We start from the raw sequence: 18,625 nt of genomic DNA on the forward strand, positions 1-18,625 counted from the left end.
CTGGAATGGGGATCGCTGTTTGTGCGAGATGCCGCACCGTCATCGTCGTGACGGGCACAGTGGGTGCCGCCCGGGAGTGCTGCCGCAGTGCCGGTTGCCGCGCGGGCCAATCACAGGGATCTGTGGACGGGGACCGACGCGGCGATGCGCTGGTCGGGATCGCTTCGACGTGTGACGCTGGCGTCGCCCGGGTGGATGCCGGCCTTGGCACACCGCTACGTGACAACGGTGGACGTCGAGCTGCATTGATCGGTTGAGCCGCTGCATGCAGTGCATGCCGGCATGCGAGCGGGTCGCACTGCGCACCATCATGGGGCGTGCCGCCAATCGTTGAGTGGCCGGTTCGTTTCGATGCAGGCAACTCCAGTCAGACCCCTGGTGCCAGCCGGCGCGATCTCGTATTTTTGACGGCTTGTTCACTTGCCGGTGCCGTGCCCATGTCCGATCCGTCCGCACCCGATCATCTGCAACGCAGCCTGTCCAATCGCCACCTGCAGTTGATCGCGATCGGTGGGGCGATCGGCACCGGGCTGTTCATGGGCTCGGGCAAGACGATCAGTCTGGCCGGGCCGTCGATCCTGTTCGTCTATCTCATCATCGGCGCGATGCTGTTTTTCGTGATGCGCGCGATGGGCGAGTTGCTGTTGTCCAACCTGGAGTACAAGTCGTTCATCGACTTCTCCACCGATCTGCTCGGGCCATGGGCCGGGTTCTTCTGCGGGTGGACCTACTGGTTCTGCTGGATCATCACCGCCATTGCCGATGTCATCGCGATCGCTGCATATGCGCAGTTCTGGTTTCCCGGGTTGGCGCCATGGATACCGGCCATCGCCTGCGTGCTGTTGCTGCTTGCATTGAATCTGGTGACGGTGAAGCTGTTCGGCGAGATGGAATTCTGGTTTGCGCTGATCAAGATCATCGCCATCGCCGCGTTGATCATCACCGGCGCCGGCCTGGTGGCCTGGGGCTTCCGTTCGCCGTCGGGCAACGTGGCCTCGCTGTCGAATCTGTGGAACGACGGTGGCATGTTCCCGATGGGGATTGGCGGTTTCTTTGCCGGCTTCCAGATCGCGGTGTTCGCCTTTGTCGGCATCGAGCTGGTCGGTACCACCGCTGCAGAAACCGCCGACCCGCGCCGCAATCTGCCCAAGGCGATCAATTCGATACCGGTGCGTATCCTGATCTTCTATGTGCTGGCCCTGATCGCGATCATGGCGGTGACGCCGTGGCGGCAGGTGGTGGCCGACAAGAGCCCGTTCGTGGAGCTGTTCGTGCTGGCCGGTGTGCCGGCCGCGGCCAGCCTGATCAACTTCGTGGTGCTGACCTCGGCCACCTCCTCGGCCAATAGCGGCATCTTCTCCACCAGCCGCATGCTGTACGGCCTGGCCGAAGAGCAGCACGCGCCCAAGGGCTTTGCCAAGCTCTCGCGCGCTGCGGTGCCGGCACGTGGACTGCTGTTTTCCTGCGTCTGCCTGCTGCTGGGCGCGATGCTGGTGTACCTGATCCCGAACCTGGTCACCGCGTTCACGCTGGTCACCACGTTGTCGGCGGTGCTCTTCATGTTCGTGTGGTCGCTGATCCTGTGCGCCTACATCGCGTACCGGCGCAAGCGGCCCGAGCAGCACGCGGCCTCGGCGTTCAAGATGCCCGGTGGCGTGTTGATGTGCTACGTGTGCCTGGCGTTCTTCGCCTTCGTCATCGTGCTGCTGACCTTGCAGGCCGACACGCGGCAGGCGCTGCTGGCCAGCCCGGTATGGTTTTTGATCCTGGCGATCGGGTATGCGGTGAAGGGGCGACAGGCGCGCGCCTGAGCCAGAGGCGCGACACTGCCGGCGCGCTCCAGCATGCCGGCAGTGCCCGAGCGGCACTGCGTTGCCAGCGTACGCACCGTGGCGTTTACTGCCGAATGCCTTGCGGGTTCGATCGGTGCGCGGCGCAGCAGCCCCGTACCACCGGGCCGCACCGCGGCTGCACGTCGCCACGATGAAGGCCACTGGCAGCTGAGTGTGCGTGTGGGGTGGCGTTGACGCCGATGGAGCGGGGCCGGATGCTCGCGGCCATCCATCGCCACGGCCTGCCGCATGATCACGATCCACCCGATTGCCGGAACTCACCACGCGCAGGGCTGTTGGGTGGACCTGTGCCAGCCGAGCCCGCAGGAGCTGGCGCAAGCCGCCGAAAAGGTCGGCTTTGCGTTGCCCGATCGCGCGGCGATTGGCGAGATCGAATTCAGCAGCCGGGTGCGCCGCCAGGGCGATGTGCTGTTTCTCAATGTGCCGCGCTTCCAGGATGACGACGGCCCCACCGCGCCGCTGGGGTTTGCGCTGTCGCCGACCATGCTGGTGACCCAGCGCGAGCAGCGTATCGGCTCGCTGGAGGCATTGGCAGCGCGCCTGGAACACGCGCCCTGCCATAGTTCGGACGACCTGTTGCTGCGCATGTTCGACCAATTGGTCGGGCGGCTGGCAGACCGCCTGGAAGCGCTGGAAGCGGCGGTCACCGACACCACGCGGCTGGTATTCGACAACCCGCATAAGACCAAGGACCTGGAACGCATGCTGCACCAGGTCGGCGGCATGGGCCGTCAGCTCGGCGGCCTGCACAACGCCGGGCAGGGCCTGCTGCGTCTGGTCACCTATCTGGATGGCGCCACGCCGGACTGGTTCGGCGCCGATGCGGCCAAACGCATCACCCTGCTGCACAAGGACCTGACCACCTTGAGCGAATTCCAGCAGCACATGGACGACCGCATCGAGTTCCTGCTCGACAGCGTGCTGGGCATGATCAACATGGACCAGAACAACGTGATGAAGGTGATGGCGGTGGCGTCGGTGGTCGGCATCCCGCCCACCGTGCTGGTCGGCATCTGGGGCATGAACTTCGCCTACATGCCCGAGCTCAAGGCACACGATGCGTACTTCTGGGCGCTGGGTGTGATCGCGCTGAGCGTGGTGATTCCGCTGGCGTGGTTTCGCAAGCGCGGCTGGGTGTAACGCATCAGAGCCATAAACCCGTAGGAGCGCACCCGGGCGCGACGTGGCGTTACCGATAAGTCCCTCGCGCCCAGGTGCGCTCCTACGACGCGTCGCCATCGCATCATCTGTTGCGCATGACTCGCGACCGCGCACTGCCAAACCAGTGCATCTCGGTAGCTGCGCAGCGCGCGGCAGACTATCAGAAACCCGTAGGAGCGCACCCGGGCGCGACGTGGCGTTACCGGTAAAAGTCCCTCGCGCCCAGGTGCGCTCCTACAAGGGTCTTGGGTGCGCAGTTGTCACCGCGCACCGTGTCGTTACTGGAAAACTGCCTAGCGTGCGACCAGGCGATGCGACTTGCTGGTTGCTACGGGGCGCGCTGTATCAGCCCTTGGCCTGAAAACTGGCTTCTTCGTACGGCTGCACCACCACCCAGCCTTCGCCGGCGAAGCGCATCTGCAGGCTTTCGCCCGAGCCGCGGCCGAACAGCGTGCCGATCGACACGTCGGTGACCAGCTCCGGGGTCAGCGTGCCCGACCACGCCACGGTGGCATTGGGGTCGGTGAACACCGGGCCGCTGGCGGCGGTGACCGGCAGGGTCAGCGGCTCGTAGTGCGAGGTGATCGCCACGATGCCGTGGCCGCTCAGGCGCACGTTGAACAGCCCGCCCGACAACATGCCGGCCACTTTGCGCATCATGGTGATCTTGTGCTCGACGCCCGACTCGAACGCCAGCACGTCGTTGCCGTTGACGAAGATCGCCTCACCATTCAAACGCAGCAGCGTCACCAGCTTGCCGACGTCGGCCAGATACACGCGGCCCTGGCCTTCGGCCTTCATCAGTTGCATGCCTTCGCCGCTGACGGCTTTTTTCAGCAGATTGCCCAGCCCTTGTTCCAGCAGCCCCTCGCGGGTGAACTTGACGGTGCCGGTGCGCGCCACCATGGCGCCGGCCTTGGACCACACCATGCCGTTGAGGCGCACTTCCAGCAGATGCGGGTTTTCCAGTTCGAACGGATCGGGGCTGACGTCCTTTTCCTTGGAATGGGCGAGAAATTCGTTGAGCGTGCGTACGGCCATGGGTCCGTCCTAGAAGCAAAAGAGTGCGCATGATACGCGGGCGCCTGCGGAGCAGTCGCACGGGTAGGTAGGCGGCACGCGTGCCACGCCACAGCCCGCTTGCTCCCCACGAGCATGCAACCCGCTTACAGTGCGAGTCCCCTCGACAGGTCCACGCAACCGGTATGGCACCACGACGCGCACGATGGATCAGCTTGCTGCTTGTGCTTGTTGCGGCCACAGCATTCTCGTTCTGGTGGTCCGCACGCCTACCTTCGCCTGCTCCTGCAGCGCAGCCGAACGCACCAGTCGCAACGCCGCTGGGCTGGAAAGCGCAACTGCAATGGGTTGCCGGCAGTGGCGTGCGTGGCGCAGCGGATGGCCGCGCCACCGACGCGCAGTTTGCCGATCCGTATGGCCTGGCGGTCGATGCGCTGGGCACGCTCTACATCGCCGATGGTGGCGACACCAACCGTATCCGCAGCCTGCGCGCGGATGGCCATGTGCACACGCTGGCCGGCGGCCGCGAAGGCTTTGCCGACGGTATCGGTGTGGCGGCGGCGTTCAATACGCCTTCGGGCATCGCCCTCGATAAGGCCGGCAATCTGTACATCGCCGATACCGGCAACCACGCCATCCGCAAGCTGACCCCGCAAGGCAACGTGACCACGCTTGCCGGCGACGGTGTGGCTGGCGATCGCGACGGCGCAGCGGCACAGGCGCGCTTCAACGGGCCGGTCGGTGTGGCGGTGGATACCTACGGGCGCGTGTATGTCGCCGACACCTACAACGATCGTATCCGCGTGATCGACGCCGATGGACAGGTGCGCACAGTGGCCGGTGGCGCGCTGCCGGGCATGGCCGATGGCCTTGGAATGCAGGCGCGGTTCGATACGCCAACCGACTTGAAAGTGGATGCGCAAGGCGATGTCTGGGTGGCGGACATGCGCAACGATGCGATCCGGCGGATTGCACCCGATGGCACGGTCAGCACCTTGATTGGCGGCGATCCTGCCGACATAAGTCCGCTGATGCATCGCCCGATGGGCCTTGCGATCACCCACGACGGCGTGCTTTACGTGGGCGATGCGAGCGGGCGCGTCTTGCAGGTCTCGCGTGCGGGGCACGTGCTGACACTCAGCGGCGCAGAGGTCACGCAGCGTTTGTCGCGCCCGGCCGGCATTGCGCTGGACGCACAGGGCGCGGTGTATGTCAGCGATGCCGGCAGCGCACGCGTGCATCGTCTGGTGCCGTTCGACGACGCGCTTGCAAATGCGGCGCCTGTGGTCGGGCCGGCGCCAGCGCAGCCATTGCCTGCCACGCAGGGCCGGTGGCCGCTGCAACCGCAGGACGGTTGGCACGAAGTGGTCGGCACGCTCGGCGAGGTGCGTGGCAACTACCAGGGTCTCAGCCGCGACCATCTGCATGCGGGCCTGGATATTCGCGGCGATGTCGGCCAGACCGTGTTCGCCATCGCTGATGCCAAGGTTTCCAGTCCGTACGCGACGTGGGGGTTGGGGCAACTGGGCGAGGGCATGGCGCTGGATACAATTGGCTACGTCCATATGCGTGTGGGCCGAACCGCGCAAGGAAAACCGCTGGATCCGCAGCGCTTCCACCTGATGACGGATGTGGACGGCAAGCCCGAGCGCATGCGCGTGCTGCGCGGTACGCGGTTTCGCGCAGGCGATGCGTTGGGCACGCTCAATGGCATGGCGCACGTGCATCTCACTTCCGGTGCCAATGGCTTCGAGCGCAACGCGGTGCAGTTGGGATTTGTCGGCTATGCAGATCATGTGGCGCCGCATATCGACAAGGTGAGCCTGCTCGACGCTGCGGGTCAGCCACTGCCGGTGACCGATGGGGTAGCGCAGGTGCCGGCAGCGGTAAGCGTGCAGATCGTGGTCGAAGCCTGGGACCAGGTGGATCGCAATCTGCCGCGGCGCCGGCTGGGGCTGTATGCGTTGGGCTACCAGGTGCTGGATGCGCACGGCGTTGCGTTGCCGGGCGAGGAAGCGCCACGCATGACGCTCGTGTTCGACCGCATGCCGGCCGACCCGGACGCGGTGCTGACTGCGTACGCACCCGATAGCGGCATCACCGTGCACGGCAGCGCAGTCACGCGGTTCCGCTACATGGTCAGCAACACGGTGCGCGATGGCCGCATCGGAAATGGCTTGTGGCAGGCCGGCGCGCTGGCGCCCGGCGCTTACGTATTACGCATCACCGCGCGCGACTACAGCGGCAATGCGGCAATGGCCAATCGCGATCTGCGCGTGCGGGTGCAATAAGAGCGGCTAACAAAACGTAGCGAGCAGTCGTCAGGTAGGTGTGGACGGCGCACAGGAACCGGAGTGTACGAGTGGTACATGAGGATTCCAAGCACCGGCCGCACCTGCCCGGCGGCTGCGTAGTAGTTTTGTTGGCTGCTCTGAACCACGCAACGCGTAGCGGCGGCGCAGCCGTCAGCGCGTCGCCGCCTCTGGCTTGCGCACGCGCTTGGCGGGTGCAGCCTTGGTGTCCTTGCCCGGATACAGATTCAACAGCATCAAGGTGACGCCGTTGGTCCAGCCAAAGCCGTCCTGCAGGGCGTATTCGCCACCGCCGCCGCCGGCCGCATCGGTTTCCAGGCCGTACTTTTCGACCAGCTTGTGTTCGCGTGCGAACAGCGCCTGTACCTGGGCGAGAAAGCGTTCGCCGATGGTGCGTGCCAGCGCGTCTTCGCCATAGCGGCGCAGGCCGTCCACGGCCACCCATTGCAGCGGTGCCCAGCCGTTGGGTTCGTCCCATTGCTGGCCGGTCTTCACTGCGGTGGTGGCCAGGCCGCCGGGGCGCAGCAGCGTTTTGCGCACGGTGCTGGCAGTGCGCTTGGCGTGATCGTCCGAGGCCAGGCCGGCGAACAGCGGATACAGCGCCGCGGCGGTGACCTGGTCGCTCAGCGTGCGCGCCTGCCAGTCGTAGTCGGCGTAATAGCCGGCCTTGTTCCACAGATGCGCGTCGATGGCCTGCTTGCGCTGCTGTGCGAGTGCGGCGTAGTCGCGCGTGCAGTCTGCGCCCGGTTGCGCACAGGCCTGCGCCAGGGTGCGCTCCAGGTGGTAGAGCAGGCTGTTGAGGTCGATCGGGATGATGGCGGTGGTGCGGATGGTGCGCAGGTTCTGGCCGTCGGCCAGCCAGCGGCTGGTGTAGTCCCAGCCACTTTCCGCACCGGCGCGCAGGTCGCGGTAGACCTCGGCAGCGGGGCGGTCGGTCACTTCGGCGGCGGTGCGGGTGTCGTGCAGCCATGCTTCCGGGCGCGGGGTGTCGCGCTCGTCCCAGTAGCGGTTGAGCATGCTGCCGTCGGCCAGGCGCACCACGTGGCGCGCGGCCTCGCCCGGCTTCAGTCCATCGCTGCCCTGCATCCAGTACGCGTATTCCTTCTGCAGCTGCGGCAGGTAGCGCTGATACACCGCCTCGCCTTCCACGCCGGCCTGCAGTTCCACCATGTAGGAGAAGAACGGCGGCTGCGAGCGGCTCAGGTAGTAGGTGCGGTTGCCGTTGGGAATATGCCCGTAGGTGTCGATCAGGTAGGCGAAGTTGTCCAGCATCTGGCGGCTGAGCGTGGTCTCGCCGCTCTTCACCAGGCCCAGCATGGTGAAGTAGGAATCCCAGTAGTACACCTCGCGGAAGCGCCCGCCCGGCACCACGTACGGGTGCGGCAGCGCCAGCAGGCTGCTGTGCGGCGGGACGTGGGTCTGGCTGCGCACCAGCTTGGGCCACAGCAGGTCGATGTGCTCGCGCAGCGCGGTGTCCTGGCGGATCGCGTCGGTCTGCACCGGCGGCGACTCTTCGAAATTGGCATCCACGAACTTGCGCAGGTCGAAACCGGGGTGGTCGTGCTGCGCCAGATAATCGGCGTTGATCAGTGCCGGGTCGCGCAGCGGCAGGAAGTCGACGAAATGCTTCTGGTCGTCGAACAGTTCCCCGCGCTGCACGGCCTGGAACAGTTCCGGGTAGGCCAGGTCGGGCGTGGGCGGAGTGGACGCCGGCGCATTGACGACCGGAGTGTCCAGCGGCGCGGCGGTCAGCGTGCACGGCGCGACGAACATGCTCAGCGACAGGCCAAGCAGCGACGTGCAGCACGGGGGCGCGGCAGAACTCATGGCATCTCCAGAACGGGCAGTGACGTGGGGCATGGTAAACGACCGAAGTGGCGGGCGGGACCGCGTGGGTTGCCGGAGTGCCGGCAGACTTCGCGCGGTGACAACAGGGTTCAGCAAGGTGATCCGGCGCGCCGCCGCAACGTGCGCCGATCCTGGCGTATCGGCGCGGATCGAGGCAGCTTGAGCGCAGCACCCGTGCGCAGGATCGCCGGTGTCGGTGCAAGAAGTGCGCCAGGGTGCGGGATGCGGAGGTGTCGCAGACAGCGCGCGTGCCGGCCTGCGGCGTGTTGGGCGGGCAGCAGCGGATGCAGGCAACCTGGACGTGGCGCGTATACCCGTGGCCGCCATGGCTGGAGGTTTATGCAGATGCAGGCAGTGGCTGCGCTACACCCCGGCAGGCCCGACACCGCCAATGCGCATCACACCGCGCGGTCGATGCCCAGCAGTGCCTGCAGGCGTAGTGCATTGGGCACCGCCAGGCCGGCGGCGGTGTTGTCGAAGATGATCCAGCGTTCGGTCTGTGGCTGGCCGGCCGCACGCACCGCTTCGGCCAGTGCCTGCAGCGCCCCCTCGTCGTAGGCGCTGTAATAGATGCGCGGGCTGCCATGCCACCGCCAGTACTGCGGCCCGGCGCTCGCGCTCGGTGCCGCTGCTTCAGCCACCGGGGCCGGGTCGGCCGCGCAGCGTGCGATGCGGTGGCGCGCCAGCAGCGCCTGTGCCTGCGGCAGGAACCAACTGGCGTGGCGCGGTTCGCACACCACCCCACCGTCCCAGCGCCGCCGCAGCATCGCAAAAAACCTCGCTGCCACGCGCGCGTCGAACGCCGCGCTGGGTGGCAGCTGCAACAGCAGGCAACCCAGGCGCGTGCCCAACGCGCCGGCCTGTGCCAGAAATGCATCCAGCAATGGCCCGGCAGCTTGCAGGCGTGCATCGTGACTGATGCTGCGCGGCAGCTTGACCGAAAAACGGAAATCCTCCGGCACGCTGTCGGCCCAGCGTGCGTAGGTGCTGGCGCGGTGCGGGCGATAGAACGAGGAGTTGATTTCCACCGCAGCAAAACGCGTGGCGTAGCGCTGCAGCACGCTGGCACCCTCACCGAACGCGGCGCGGTCGGCGGCAGGAATCGACCAGCCCGCGCAGCCACAGCGCACACGAGCATCGGCAGTGGGGAGACGAGCAGGCATGGCAGACGAGGCAAGGGGCGGCAGCACTCTATGCAGGGGCATCCGTCAGCAAAGCGTGTGCGCAGCGATCACGGCCGACTCACGAGCGGCTTCGATACTGGGCGCATGCCAGAAGGTCCCTCACTCGTCATCCTGCGCGAAGAAACGGCTGCCTTTGTCGGCCGCAACATCCTTCACGTTTCCGGAAACAGCAAGCAGGACATCGCACGCCTGGAACACCAGAAAGTGCTGGCGCTACGCACCTGGGGCAAGCACTTTCTGATCGAATGCGCACAGTTCAGCGTGCGCATCCACTTTCTGTTGTTCGGCAGCTACCGCATCAACGAAGAAAAACCCAATGCGGTGCCGCGCCTGCGCCTGGAATTCTCCAAGGGCGAGCGCCTGAACTTCTATGCCTGCTCGGTGCAATTCATCGACCGCCCGCTCGATGAGGTCTACGACTGGACTGCCGATGTGATGAACCCGCTGTGGGACCCTGCGCAGGCGCGTCGCAAGCTGCGCGCCGCGCCCGGCATGCTGGTGGCCGATGCCTTGCTGGATCAGACGGTATTCGCCGGCGTGGGCAACATCATCAAGAACGAGGTGCTGCACCGCATCCGCGTGCATCCGGAGAGCGAAGTGGGCGCACTGCCGGCGCGCAAGCTCGGCGAGCTGGTGACCCAGGCACGCGACTACAGTTTTGATTTCTACACCTGGAAAAAAGCTTTCGTGCTGAAAAAGCATTACCAGGTGCATACCAAGGCCAGCTGCCCGCGCGATGGTGCGCCGCTGCAGTACCGCAAGCACCTGGGCAAGGCCGGGCGACGTGCGTTTTTCTGCGAGGTGTGCCAGCGGCTGTATCGGGCCGACCAGACGTAGCAACCGGCGCGGGAAGCGTTGCGATGGGCGCTGGGTCCGGACGACCGTTCTGCGTTCGATCGGGTGCGTACGGTAGAGCCAGGCAGTGTTCCTCGATCACCGAGTGCGCAGCGCTGGCCAATCCTGCCGCGCAGGGCGCCAGGGTGCAGGGCGGGTCAGAAGTGGGCGCCCAATGTGAATGGCGGCTGGGGACGCCTGGCCAGACAACGAATTCCAAACGCGCGCAAACGCTGCGCCCGCTAGATTTGCCCGCTGGGCACCAGGGTCAGCGGTGCCGCTCCCGTCTTTCACTCACCGGTCTCCCGCATTGTGACTACCCGCAGGAAGGAAGCGCTTGTCCCGCATGTTGCTGCTGCCGCATGCACGGGCGCCATCCTGTTTTTCCTGGCCTGCCTGTTGCTGTACATGCCGGCGCCGCGCCAGACCCTGCAACACGACGACAGCTTGCAGGTGTATTTCGTGCCACGGCCGCAAGAGGCGCCCCCCACACCGCAGGAACCGCCGCAGGAACCCGAGCGCACACCGCGCGCTGCGGCAGCGTCGGCTGCGCGCACTGCGCCGCCACCCACGCGCACCCCGCCACCGCAGCGGCAGGTGGCCGCCGCCGATGCGCCTGCCAGCGACGCCATGGCGGCTCAGCTGTATACCCGCGAAGGGCGTCTGCGCATGGCGCAGGTGGACCCGATGGCACAGACCGGCGGCGCGGCGCCGCCGGGCATGACCGACGAGCGCGCGCAGGCCAAGGCGCGCAACGTGATGGAGCGGGTCAACCCGGTGCAGTACCAGGACACCCGCTTTGCCAAGGACTGGAAGAGCGATGGCACCCTGGGCGATGTGGCGATGCAGGAAATGAATCGCGGCATGAAGAAGTTCAACGACATGCTCAACGGGCCGCAGACGCAGGTGGCCAAGGCCCGCCCGCCGCCGGAGGTGCGCTTCAATCCGGCGCTGGCCGGCAACCAGGCCGAGATGGGCAGCGAGGCGACCGGCGATGCGTACAAGGCCGCGCCGATCGCGCATGAAACGCCGCCGGATCTCAAGGGCGAAGCCAGCCGCCGCATCCGCGAGGCCCTGGCGGCGCTGGAACAACGCAGCGCACGTTGCGACGCCTCCAAGCGCAAGTCGCTGTTATCGCCGGTGCGTACGCACCTGGGCGATCTGGAGCGTGCCGAGTATGCCTTGAACAACGGCGCCGATCCGGTGATGGCCGCGCAGCTGCTGCCGCGCCAGGCCGACAGCGCCTACGACCTGGCACGTCGCGCGCTGTGGTACGCAGACCGGCAATTGAAGCAGTGCGCGGTGGGGTGAGTGGCGCGGTGGTGGCGCGTTGACGCGTCGGCGGCTGGTGACCGTGGCGATTGGAGAGCCAGTCAGTCGGGGCGAGGTTGGGGTGAGGGTACGGATGCGACGCAGTGCCTACGCCAGGCTCTGCCGGTAACGATCCTTCTCCGCGCTCAACGCAATTTCCGCGCGCAGGAAGACGTGCCCGATGGGTTCGTCGGCGCGGCTGGCCAGGGCTTCGCCGAGCAGTACCGTCAGGCCCAGGGCCTGCTGCTGATGGGCCACGTCGCGCAGGTGTTGCAAGGTGCGTTCGGCATCAGGGCCGCGTAGCACGGCGATGAATTCCGCGCTGTCGGTGACCCGGTCGATGCTGTTGCCGGGCCCCTGCACCAGTGCGGCAAATGCCTGGTCGAGTTGCTGCAGCGTGCGGCCAAGCAGCCGCTCGCTCTGGCGTTCGGCCAGGGCGGCCAGCTCCTGTACTTCCAGGATCACCAGCCGGTACGGGCCTTCCGCATCCACTGCGGGTGCGGCCGCCGCTGCCGCCGCTGCCGGCTGCAGGATGGCGGCGCGTTCCTGCTGCAGCGCTTCCTGGCGTGCGTCGAGCAGGTTCATGGTGACGCGCGCCAATGCCTGCAGCCCGGTGCGTTGCAATTCATTGAGCGTGCGCGGCTCGGTATCGAGCACGCACACGGTGCCCAGCGCCACGCCCTCGGGCGTCACCAACGGCATGCCCGCGTAAAAGCGCGCGCCGGTCTCGCCGGTGACCACGGAAATATCGCGAAAGCGCGGGTCCTGGGTCAGGTCCGGCACTTCCATCAGGTGGCTGGGGTCGCGGATGGCGTGGTCGCACACCGCCTGGCTGCGGTCGGTCTGTTGCAGCCCCAGGCCGAGCTGGGCCTTGAACCACTGGCGGTCGCGGTCCACCAGCGACATCAGTGCAATCGGCGTTTCGCACAGCGCGGCGGCCACCTGCACGATGTCCTGGTAGGCAGCTTCGGGCAGGCTGTCGACGATGCGATAACCGTCGAGGACCTGCTGGCGGGAGGCTTCATCTGCCGTCGGCATTTCTTTCATCGGATCAGCCAAACACCTGTCGAAGAGAGCGGCCAACCTTACCGGGCTGGCCGATAACATGGCGTCGACGTGAACGTCGACGCCGCTGGAGATAAAGCGATGGATGCGCGCGCGACCGATGCCTGATCAGTCCGGCCCGGCGGCGAGCCCGCCCATCGACTGCGCTTGCGAACACGTATGCAAGCAGGCCGCTGATGATCAGTCGATCGATCGACGGTCTTGGTCGTCATCGCCGATCGGCCGGCGCCGAGCACCGGTGGCACTCAGCCCATCATCCCACCGCGCCTACACGCCGCACAGCGCGCCAACGCCGTGCACCTGCCCGCCTGCGTGGCGCAAGCGGGCAGGGCAGGCGGGCCGTCAGCGCTTGACCGGCTTGCCGTCCACGTCCAGCACCTGCACCTCGCCCAGCTTGAGCACACGGACGGGGGCTTCGATCTTCTTCAGGTCGCCCACGATCACCCAGGTCATGGCCTCCGGCTTGATGATCTGCTTGATGGCCTTTTGCGCGGCCGGCTGATCGATCGCTTCCAGGCGCGGCTTGAGCGTCTGCACGTAGTCATCGGGGCGATCGAACTGCACGATGCCTTCAATCGCGCCCAGCACCGCACCGGTGGTTTCGAAGCTGCCGGGCAGGGCGCGGATGCGCTGGTTCTTGATCTTCTCGATCTCGTCGTTGGACAGCGGCTTGTCGCCGATGATGGCGGTGGCTTCCTTGAAGATCTCGTTGGCCGATTCGGCGGTCTTGTCGGTCTGCACCGGTGCCGAGAACAGGTACGGCCGCTGGCCCTGCGCATCCACCATCTGGGTGCGCGCACCGTAGGCCCAGCGCTTGTTCTCGCGCAGGTTCATGTTCAGACGCGAGGTGAAGGTGCCGCCGAAGGCGCCATTGGCAACACCGATCGCCAGGTTGTCCGGTGCCTTGGTGGAGGGGGCCAGCAAGCCGGCCAGGATCACCGACTGCGGTGCGTCCGGGCGGTTGATCAGGTACACGCGCGGCTTGGGCTGTGCGGCGACGTTGGCCAGGTTTTTCTTCGGCAACGCCGTCGTCGGGGCCTTCCAGTCGCCGAATGCGGCATCGAGCTGGGGGATGATCTGCGCCAGCGTGGTGTCGCCGGCCACCAGGACGCGCAGGTTGTCCGGACGCAGCCACTGGCTGTGGAACTGCTGCAGGTCCTGCGCGTTGAGGCTCTTGATCGCCGCCTCGGTGCCGCTACCGGTGAGCGGGATGCCGTACGGATGCTGGTTGCCGAACAGCAGCGGCGGCAGCGCGCGCAGGCCCAGGCTGTTGGGCTGGGTCTTTTCCTGGGCGATGCCGGCCAGCCACTGGCCGCGCACGCGCTCGATGTCGGCGGCCTTGAACGCGGGGTTGCGCACGATGTCGGAGAACAGCTGCAGCGAGGGCTGCAGCTGGTCGTTGAGCGCATCCAGCGAGGCGCTGCAGCTGTCCAGATCGCAGCCCACCGACGTGATGGCGCCCAGCCGCTGGCGGCGCTGCGCCACTTCGACCGAATCCAGCGCGGCGGTGCTCTCGTTCATCAGCGCGGCGCTGAAGCTGGCGGTGCCGAGCTTCTTGCCCTGGTCTGCGGCGTAGCCGGCATCGAACAGCAGCTCCACCTGGGTGACCGGGATGGTGTGGCGCTCGGCCAGGATCACCTCGATGCCGTTCTTCAACTTGCCGCGCTGCAACTGCGGGAAGCTCAGGTCCGGGAATTGATCGGTCTGCGGCACGCCCTTGCTGCGATCGAGCGTGCTGGCAACGGTCTTGTACTTGCCTGCGGCCGGCAGCTTCGGCGCCGGCTTGCCGGCTTCTTCGCCGCGTGCAACCACCGCCTTGTCCTCGGCGGCCGGGTCGAAGTCCTTGCCGGCCGGCAGCACGGTGAGCAGGTAGTCGCCCTTGCCGAACCAGGTGGCAGCGGCCTGCTTGACGCTGTCCACGGTGGCGGCCTGGCCGCGTTGCAGATCTTTCTTGTAGGCGCCCGGGTCGCCGCGGTAGACCTGGCCTTCGGCCAGGATCACCGCCTTGCCACTGAAGCCGCCGACCTTTTCCAGCCCGCGCACGAAGCCGGCGCGGTAGGCCACCTGCGCGCGCTGCAATTCGTCGGTGGTCGGGCCTTGCGAGATGAACTTCTTGAGTTCCTCGTCGATGATCGCCTCGACCTTGGCCGGGTCCACGCCGTCCTTGACGTCGGCCTGGATCTGCACCTGGCTGGACAGCGCGAACGGCTGCACCGAGGCGGAGACGTCATCGACCAGGTTGTCCTGGTAGACCAGGCGCTGGTACAGCCGCGAAGTCTTGCCGCCGCCGAGCACGGTGGTGGCCAGGTCCAGCTGGATCACATCGTCGGTGCCCAGCTGCGGCGCGGCCCAGGTGCGGTAGATGCGCGGCTGCGAGACATGGTCGTGCTGCACGCCGCGCTTCTGCGCGGGCAGCGGTGTCACCCACGGCTGCTGGCGCGCCACCGGCTTGCCGGACGGGATATCGCCAAAATACTGCGCGGCCTTGGCGCGCGCCTGCGCCACGGTGATGTCGCCAGCCAGCACCAGGGTGGTGTTGGCAGCGCCGTAGTTGTCGTTGAACCACTCTTTGACGTCGCCCAGCGACGCTGCGTCCAGATCCTCCATCGAGCCGATGGTGTCGTGCTGGTAAGGATGGTTGGCCGGGAACAGGTTGGACAGGATGTTCTGGTCCACGCGGCCGTAGGGGCGGTTTTCGCCCTGGCGCTTTTCGTTCTGCACCACGCCGCGCTGGGTATCGAGTTCTTCCTGGCCGATGGCGCCGAGCAGGTGGCCCATGCGGTCCGATTCCAGCCATAGCGCGGTGTCCAGCGCGGTGGTCGGCACGGTCTCGAAATAGTTGGTGCGGTCGAACCAGGTGGTGCCGTTCATGTCGGTGGTGCCGACCTTTTCCAGCGGTGCAAAGAAGCTGCCCTTGTTGTTTTCCGAGCCGGAGAACATCAGGTGCTCGAACAGGTGCGCAAAGCCGGTCTTGCCGGCCGGCTCGTCGCCGGAACCGATGTGGTACCAGATGCTCACCGCCACCACCGGCGCCTTGTGGTCTTCATGCACCACCACGGTCAGGCCGTTGGGCAGGGTGAAGCGGGTGTAGGCGATGTCGGGAATGGCGCTGCTGGCCGCGCTCTTGGCCAGGCTGGCCGGGGCGGCAGCGACGGCGGGGGCAACGGTACCGGTGGCGACACCGAGCACACCGGCGATCAACAGGGACAGCGGACGCAGCATGTGACACTCCAGAACAGGGCAATCGGCCGAGGGTAGTGGCTGCTTGGCGGCGCCGCAAATGCAGGGCTGTGGACCACGCGTTTGGCTGCCGGTTAAGCGGGCGCCGCCGCACGTGCTCAAGTTGACCATCGCTTCGCCGTTACTTCGGGCGACCTACCCTCGCCAGACGCTACCCGCCAAGCACGCCATGACCGTCCTGTTGCCGCCCGTGCCGATTCCCGCCGACGACGCCCTGCGCGTGGACGCGGTGCGTCGGCTGGGCGTGCTGGATACCGAGGCCGAGGCCGAATTCGACGACATCGCCTGGCTGGCGGCGCATGTCACCGGGGCGCCGATGGCGCTGGTGTCGCTGCTGGACGCCGACCGCCAGTGGTTCAAGGCACGCTGCGGCACCGACCTGGAAGGCACCCCGCGCAGTGTGTCGTTCTGTTCGCACACGGTGATGGGCACCGAACTGATGGAGGTGCCGGACGCAGAGGCCGACCCGCGCTTTGCGCAGAACCCGTTGGTGACGGCGGCCCCTGGCGTGCGCTCATACGTGGGCGTGCCGTTGATCGGCCGCGAGGGCTACGCCTACGGCACCTTGTGCACACTCAGTACCAAATCGCGCGTGCTCGATGAACAGCAGAAGCAGGCCTTGATCCGGCTGGCGCGCCAGGCCGCCAAGCAGCTGGAGGCGCGCCGCGACCGGCTGGCCGCGCAGGCGCAGCGGCAGACCCTGAGCATGTTGCTGGAAGCCATGCCTGACGGCGTGGTGGCCTGCGGCACCGACGGGTTGCTGCGCGAGTTCAACCATGCCGCGCGACAATGGCATGGCACCGACCCGCGGGTGCTGCCGCCGGCGCAATGGGCGCAGCATTTCGACCTGTATACCGCCGACGGCAACGGCTTGCTGCCCACCGAGGCCATTCCGCTGGTGCGCGCCTGGCGCGGCGAACACGTGCGCAACGCCGAGCTGGTGATCCGTGCCAACGGGCAGGCGGCGCGCACCGTGCTGTGCAACGCGGACCCGGTGGTCGGCGACCAGGGCACCGCGCTGGGCGCGGTGTGCGTGATGCACGACATCACCGAGCTCAGGGATGCGTCGGCAGCCTTGTCTGCCGAGCGCGCGCGGCTGCAGGCGCTGGTGGATGCCTCGCAGGACGTGGCGATCATCGCCTTCGATCCGCATGGCCGGATCGAGTTGTTCAACCCCGGTGCCGAGCAACTGCTGGGCTACACCGCCGAGGAGGTGCTGGGCCGCTGCCCGGCGCAGTTCCACCTGCAGGCCGAGCTGGACCGCCACATGGCCACGCTGGCGTTGTCGCCTGCGTCGTACGTGAAGCTGGCGGCGGCCGCTGCCGGCGATGTGCTGGCAGAGGAACTCTGGACGCTGGTGCGCAAGGACGGTGAATTGCGCCGCGTGCGGCTGTGCTTCAACGTCATCCACGACGCACAGCAGGGGTTGGCCGGATACCTGGCCATGGCCATCGACGTCACCGCCGAGCTGCAGGCACAGGCGGCCGCGCAGCTGGCCGCCGAACGTTTCACCGGTGCCTTCGAAACCGCGCCGCAGGGCATGGCGATCGTCTCGCTGGATGGCACGTGGCGCGACGTCAATCCCTCCCTGTGCAGCATTCTTGGCTATCCGCGCGAGCAGCTGTTGCGCACCACCTTCCAGCAGATCACCCATCCGGACGACCTGCAGCTGGATCTGCAGCTGGTGCAGGAATTGATCGACGGCAAGCGCGACAGCTACAGCCTGGCCAAGCGCTACATCAGCCAGCACGGGGCGGTGATCTGGGCACAGCTGTCGGTGTCGCTGGTGCGCGACGGCAGCGGTGCGCCGGTGCATTTCGTCTCGCAGATCCAGGACGTCACCGAGCGCCATGTCGCAGCCGAGCGGCTGGCCGAAAGCGAAACCCGGCTACGCGCGATCAGCGATGCCACCCCGGCGTTGGTCAGCCAGTTCGATGCCGAGCAACGCTGCCTGTTCGCCAACCAGGCACACCGCGACTGGCTGGGCGTGGAGCCGGCCAGCCTGGTCGGGTCACCCATCACCCGTCTGCTCGGCACGCCGCTCAGCGGCCCGGCACGGGCGGCACTGGCACAGGTGGCCGACGGCCAACGTGCCAGTTTCGAGCATGTGCTGCAGGTGGGCGGCAGCGCCCGCGATGTGGAGATCACCCTGGTGCCGGAAACGGTGGGCACGTCGGCGGGCACGCAGGGATTCTTCCTGATGGCCCAGGACGTCACCGCGCACAAGACGCTGCACCGGCTGATGCACGAACGCGCCACCCGCGATGCGTTGACCGGCCTGCCCAATCGCCACGCCTGGACCGAGGCGCTGCAGGCGGCGGTGCTGCAGGCGCATCAGCTGCAGCGCGCGGTGGCGGTGATGTTCCTGGATCTGGATGGCTTCAAGCGCATCAACGATACCTATGGCCACCGCGCCGGCGACGCGGTGCTGGTGGGGTTCGGCCAGTGTCTCCAGCGCGCGGTGGAAGGCCGCTACCTGGTGGCGCGTCTGGCCGGCGATGAATTCGTGGTGCTGCTGGACAATCTGCAGACACCGCAGATGGACTGCGCCACGGTGGCCGAGCGCATCCGCCAGGCCGCGGCGGCGGGAGCGATGTTTGGCGGGCAGTGGTTGCCGATCCAGCCCAGCATCGGCGTGGCCTGGCAGCACGGCGATCAGGCCGAGGCCGCAAGCCTGATGCACGCCGCGGACGAAGCGATGTATGCGGCGAAAAATGCGCGCTGCAAAGACACCGCGACGAACGGCCGCGACGCTACGCGTTGAAGACGCAATGCGTTGAAGAAGTGGGTCATTGAC

At 66.9% G+C, this 18,625-nt stretch carries 11 protein-coding genes and 1 other RNA gene; 6 read left to right on the forward strand and 6 right to left on the reverse strand.

Translation table 11 applies throughout. The annotated features are described in order from the left end of the window. Positions 1–437: 437 nt before the first annotated feature. The gene (gene cycA / locus RZV17_RS03140) at positions 438–1,811 is read left to right on the forward strand and encodes a D-serine/D-alanine/glycine transporter (protein WP_184441196.1); all 1,374 of its coding nucleotides are present in this window, start codon (positions 438–440) and stop codon (positions 1,809–1,811) included. A gap of 270 nt (positions 1,812–2,081) precedes the next feature. After that, the gene (locus RZV17_RS03145) at positions 2,082–2,993 is read left to right on the forward strand and encodes a CorA family divalent cation transporter (RefSeq protein WP_355607171.1); all 912 of its coding nucleotides are present in this window, start codon (positions 2,082–2,084) and stop codon (positions 2,991–2,993) included. A 366-nt stretch (positions 2,994–3,359) separates the two neighbouring features. Here RZV17_RS03145 and RZV17_RS03150 read toward each other — a convergent pair whose 3' ends face one another. Further along, complete coding sequence (locus RZV17_RS03150; RefSeq protein WP_039410723.1) at positions 3,360–4,055, reverse strand: AIM24 family protein; 696 nt, start codon at positions 4,053–4,055, stop codon at positions 3,360–3,362. Positions 4,056–4,258: 203 nt separating this feature from the next. Here RZV17_RS03150 and RZV17_RS03155 point away from each other — a divergent pair, with 203 nt between their 5' ends. Continuing rightward, positions 4,259–6,325, forward strand: a complete 2,067-nt coding sequence (locus tag RZV17_RS03155; RefSeq protein WP_355609144.1) for an NHL repeat-containing protein — start codon at positions 4,259–4,261, stop codon at positions 6,323–6,325. 4 nt (positions 6,326–6,329) lie between these two features. On the opposite strand, the gene RZV17_RS03160 is transcribed toward RZV17_RS03155, so the two are convergent. From RZV17_RS03160 to RZV17_RS03170, 3 genes are all read right to left on the reverse strand, one after another. Next, positions 6,330–6,405: non-coding RNA, sX9 sRNA (locus tag RZV17_RS03160), on the reverse strand. Between the two features lie 94 nt (positions 6,406–6,499). Beyond that, positions 6,500–8,173 carry an alpha,alpha-trehalase TreA gene (gene treA, locus RZV17_RS03165; protein ID WP_166752977.1) on the reverse strand — a complete coding sequence of 558 codons (1,674 nt, stop codon included), beginning with the start codon at positions 8,171–8,173 and terminating at the stop codon, positions 6,500–6,502. Between the two features lie 419 nt (positions 8,174–8,592). Further along, entirely contained in the window at positions 8,593–9,357 is a 765-nt protein-coding gene (locus tag RZV17_RS03170) for a DUF72 domain-containing protein (RefSeq protein ID WP_355607174.1), read from the reverse strand. Positions 9,358–9,462: 105 nt separating this feature from the next. On the opposite strand from RZV17_RS03170, the gene RZV17_RS03175 reads away from it, so the two are divergent. Together RZV17_RS03175 and RZV17_RS03180 are read left to right on the forward strand one after the other, a co-directional pair. Further along, complete coding sequence (locus RZV17_RS03175) at positions 9,463–10,215, forward strand: DNA-formamidopyrimidine glycosylase family protein (RefSeq protein WP_104579186.1); 753 nt, start codon at positions 9,463–9,465, stop codon at positions 10,213–10,215. A gap of 309 nt (positions 10,216–10,524) precedes the next feature. After that, positions 10,525–11,523, forward strand: coding sequence for a hypothetical protein (locus RZV17_RS03180; RefSeq protein WP_355607179.1), 999 nt, complete (start codon positions 10,525–10,527; stop codon positions 11,521–11,523). A 108-nt stretch (positions 11,524–11,631) separates the two neighbouring features. On the opposite strand, the gene RZV17_RS03185 is transcribed toward RZV17_RS03180, so the two are convergent. Continuing rightward, a complete protein-coding gene (locus tag RZV17_RS03185) occupies positions 11,632–12,570 on the reverse strand; it encodes a GAF domain-containing protein (protein WP_047697250.1) in 939 nt (312 codons plus the stop codon). A gap of 360 nt (positions 12,571–12,930) precedes the next feature. Then, entirely contained in the window at positions 12,931–15,810 is a 2,880-nt protein-coding gene (locus RZV17_RS03190) for a pitrilysin family protein (RefSeq protein WP_355607182.1), read from the reverse strand. Positions 15,811–15,868: 58 nt separating this feature from the next. Between RZV17_RS03190 and RZV17_RS03195 the strand changes: the two genes are divergently transcribed. Then, positions 15,869–18,592, forward strand: coding sequence for a PAS domain S-box protein (locus RZV17_RS03195; protein ID WP_355607185.1), 2,724 nt, complete (start codon positions 15,869–15,871; stop codon positions 18,590–18,592). The last annotated feature ends 33 nt before the right edge of the window (positions 18,593–18,625 follow it).

It is taken from the genome of Xanthomonas cannabis (assembly GCF_040616535.1).
GTDB lineage: Bacteria > Pseudomonadota > Gammaproteobacteria > Xanthomonadales > Xanthomonadaceae > Xanthomonas > Xanthomonas cannabis.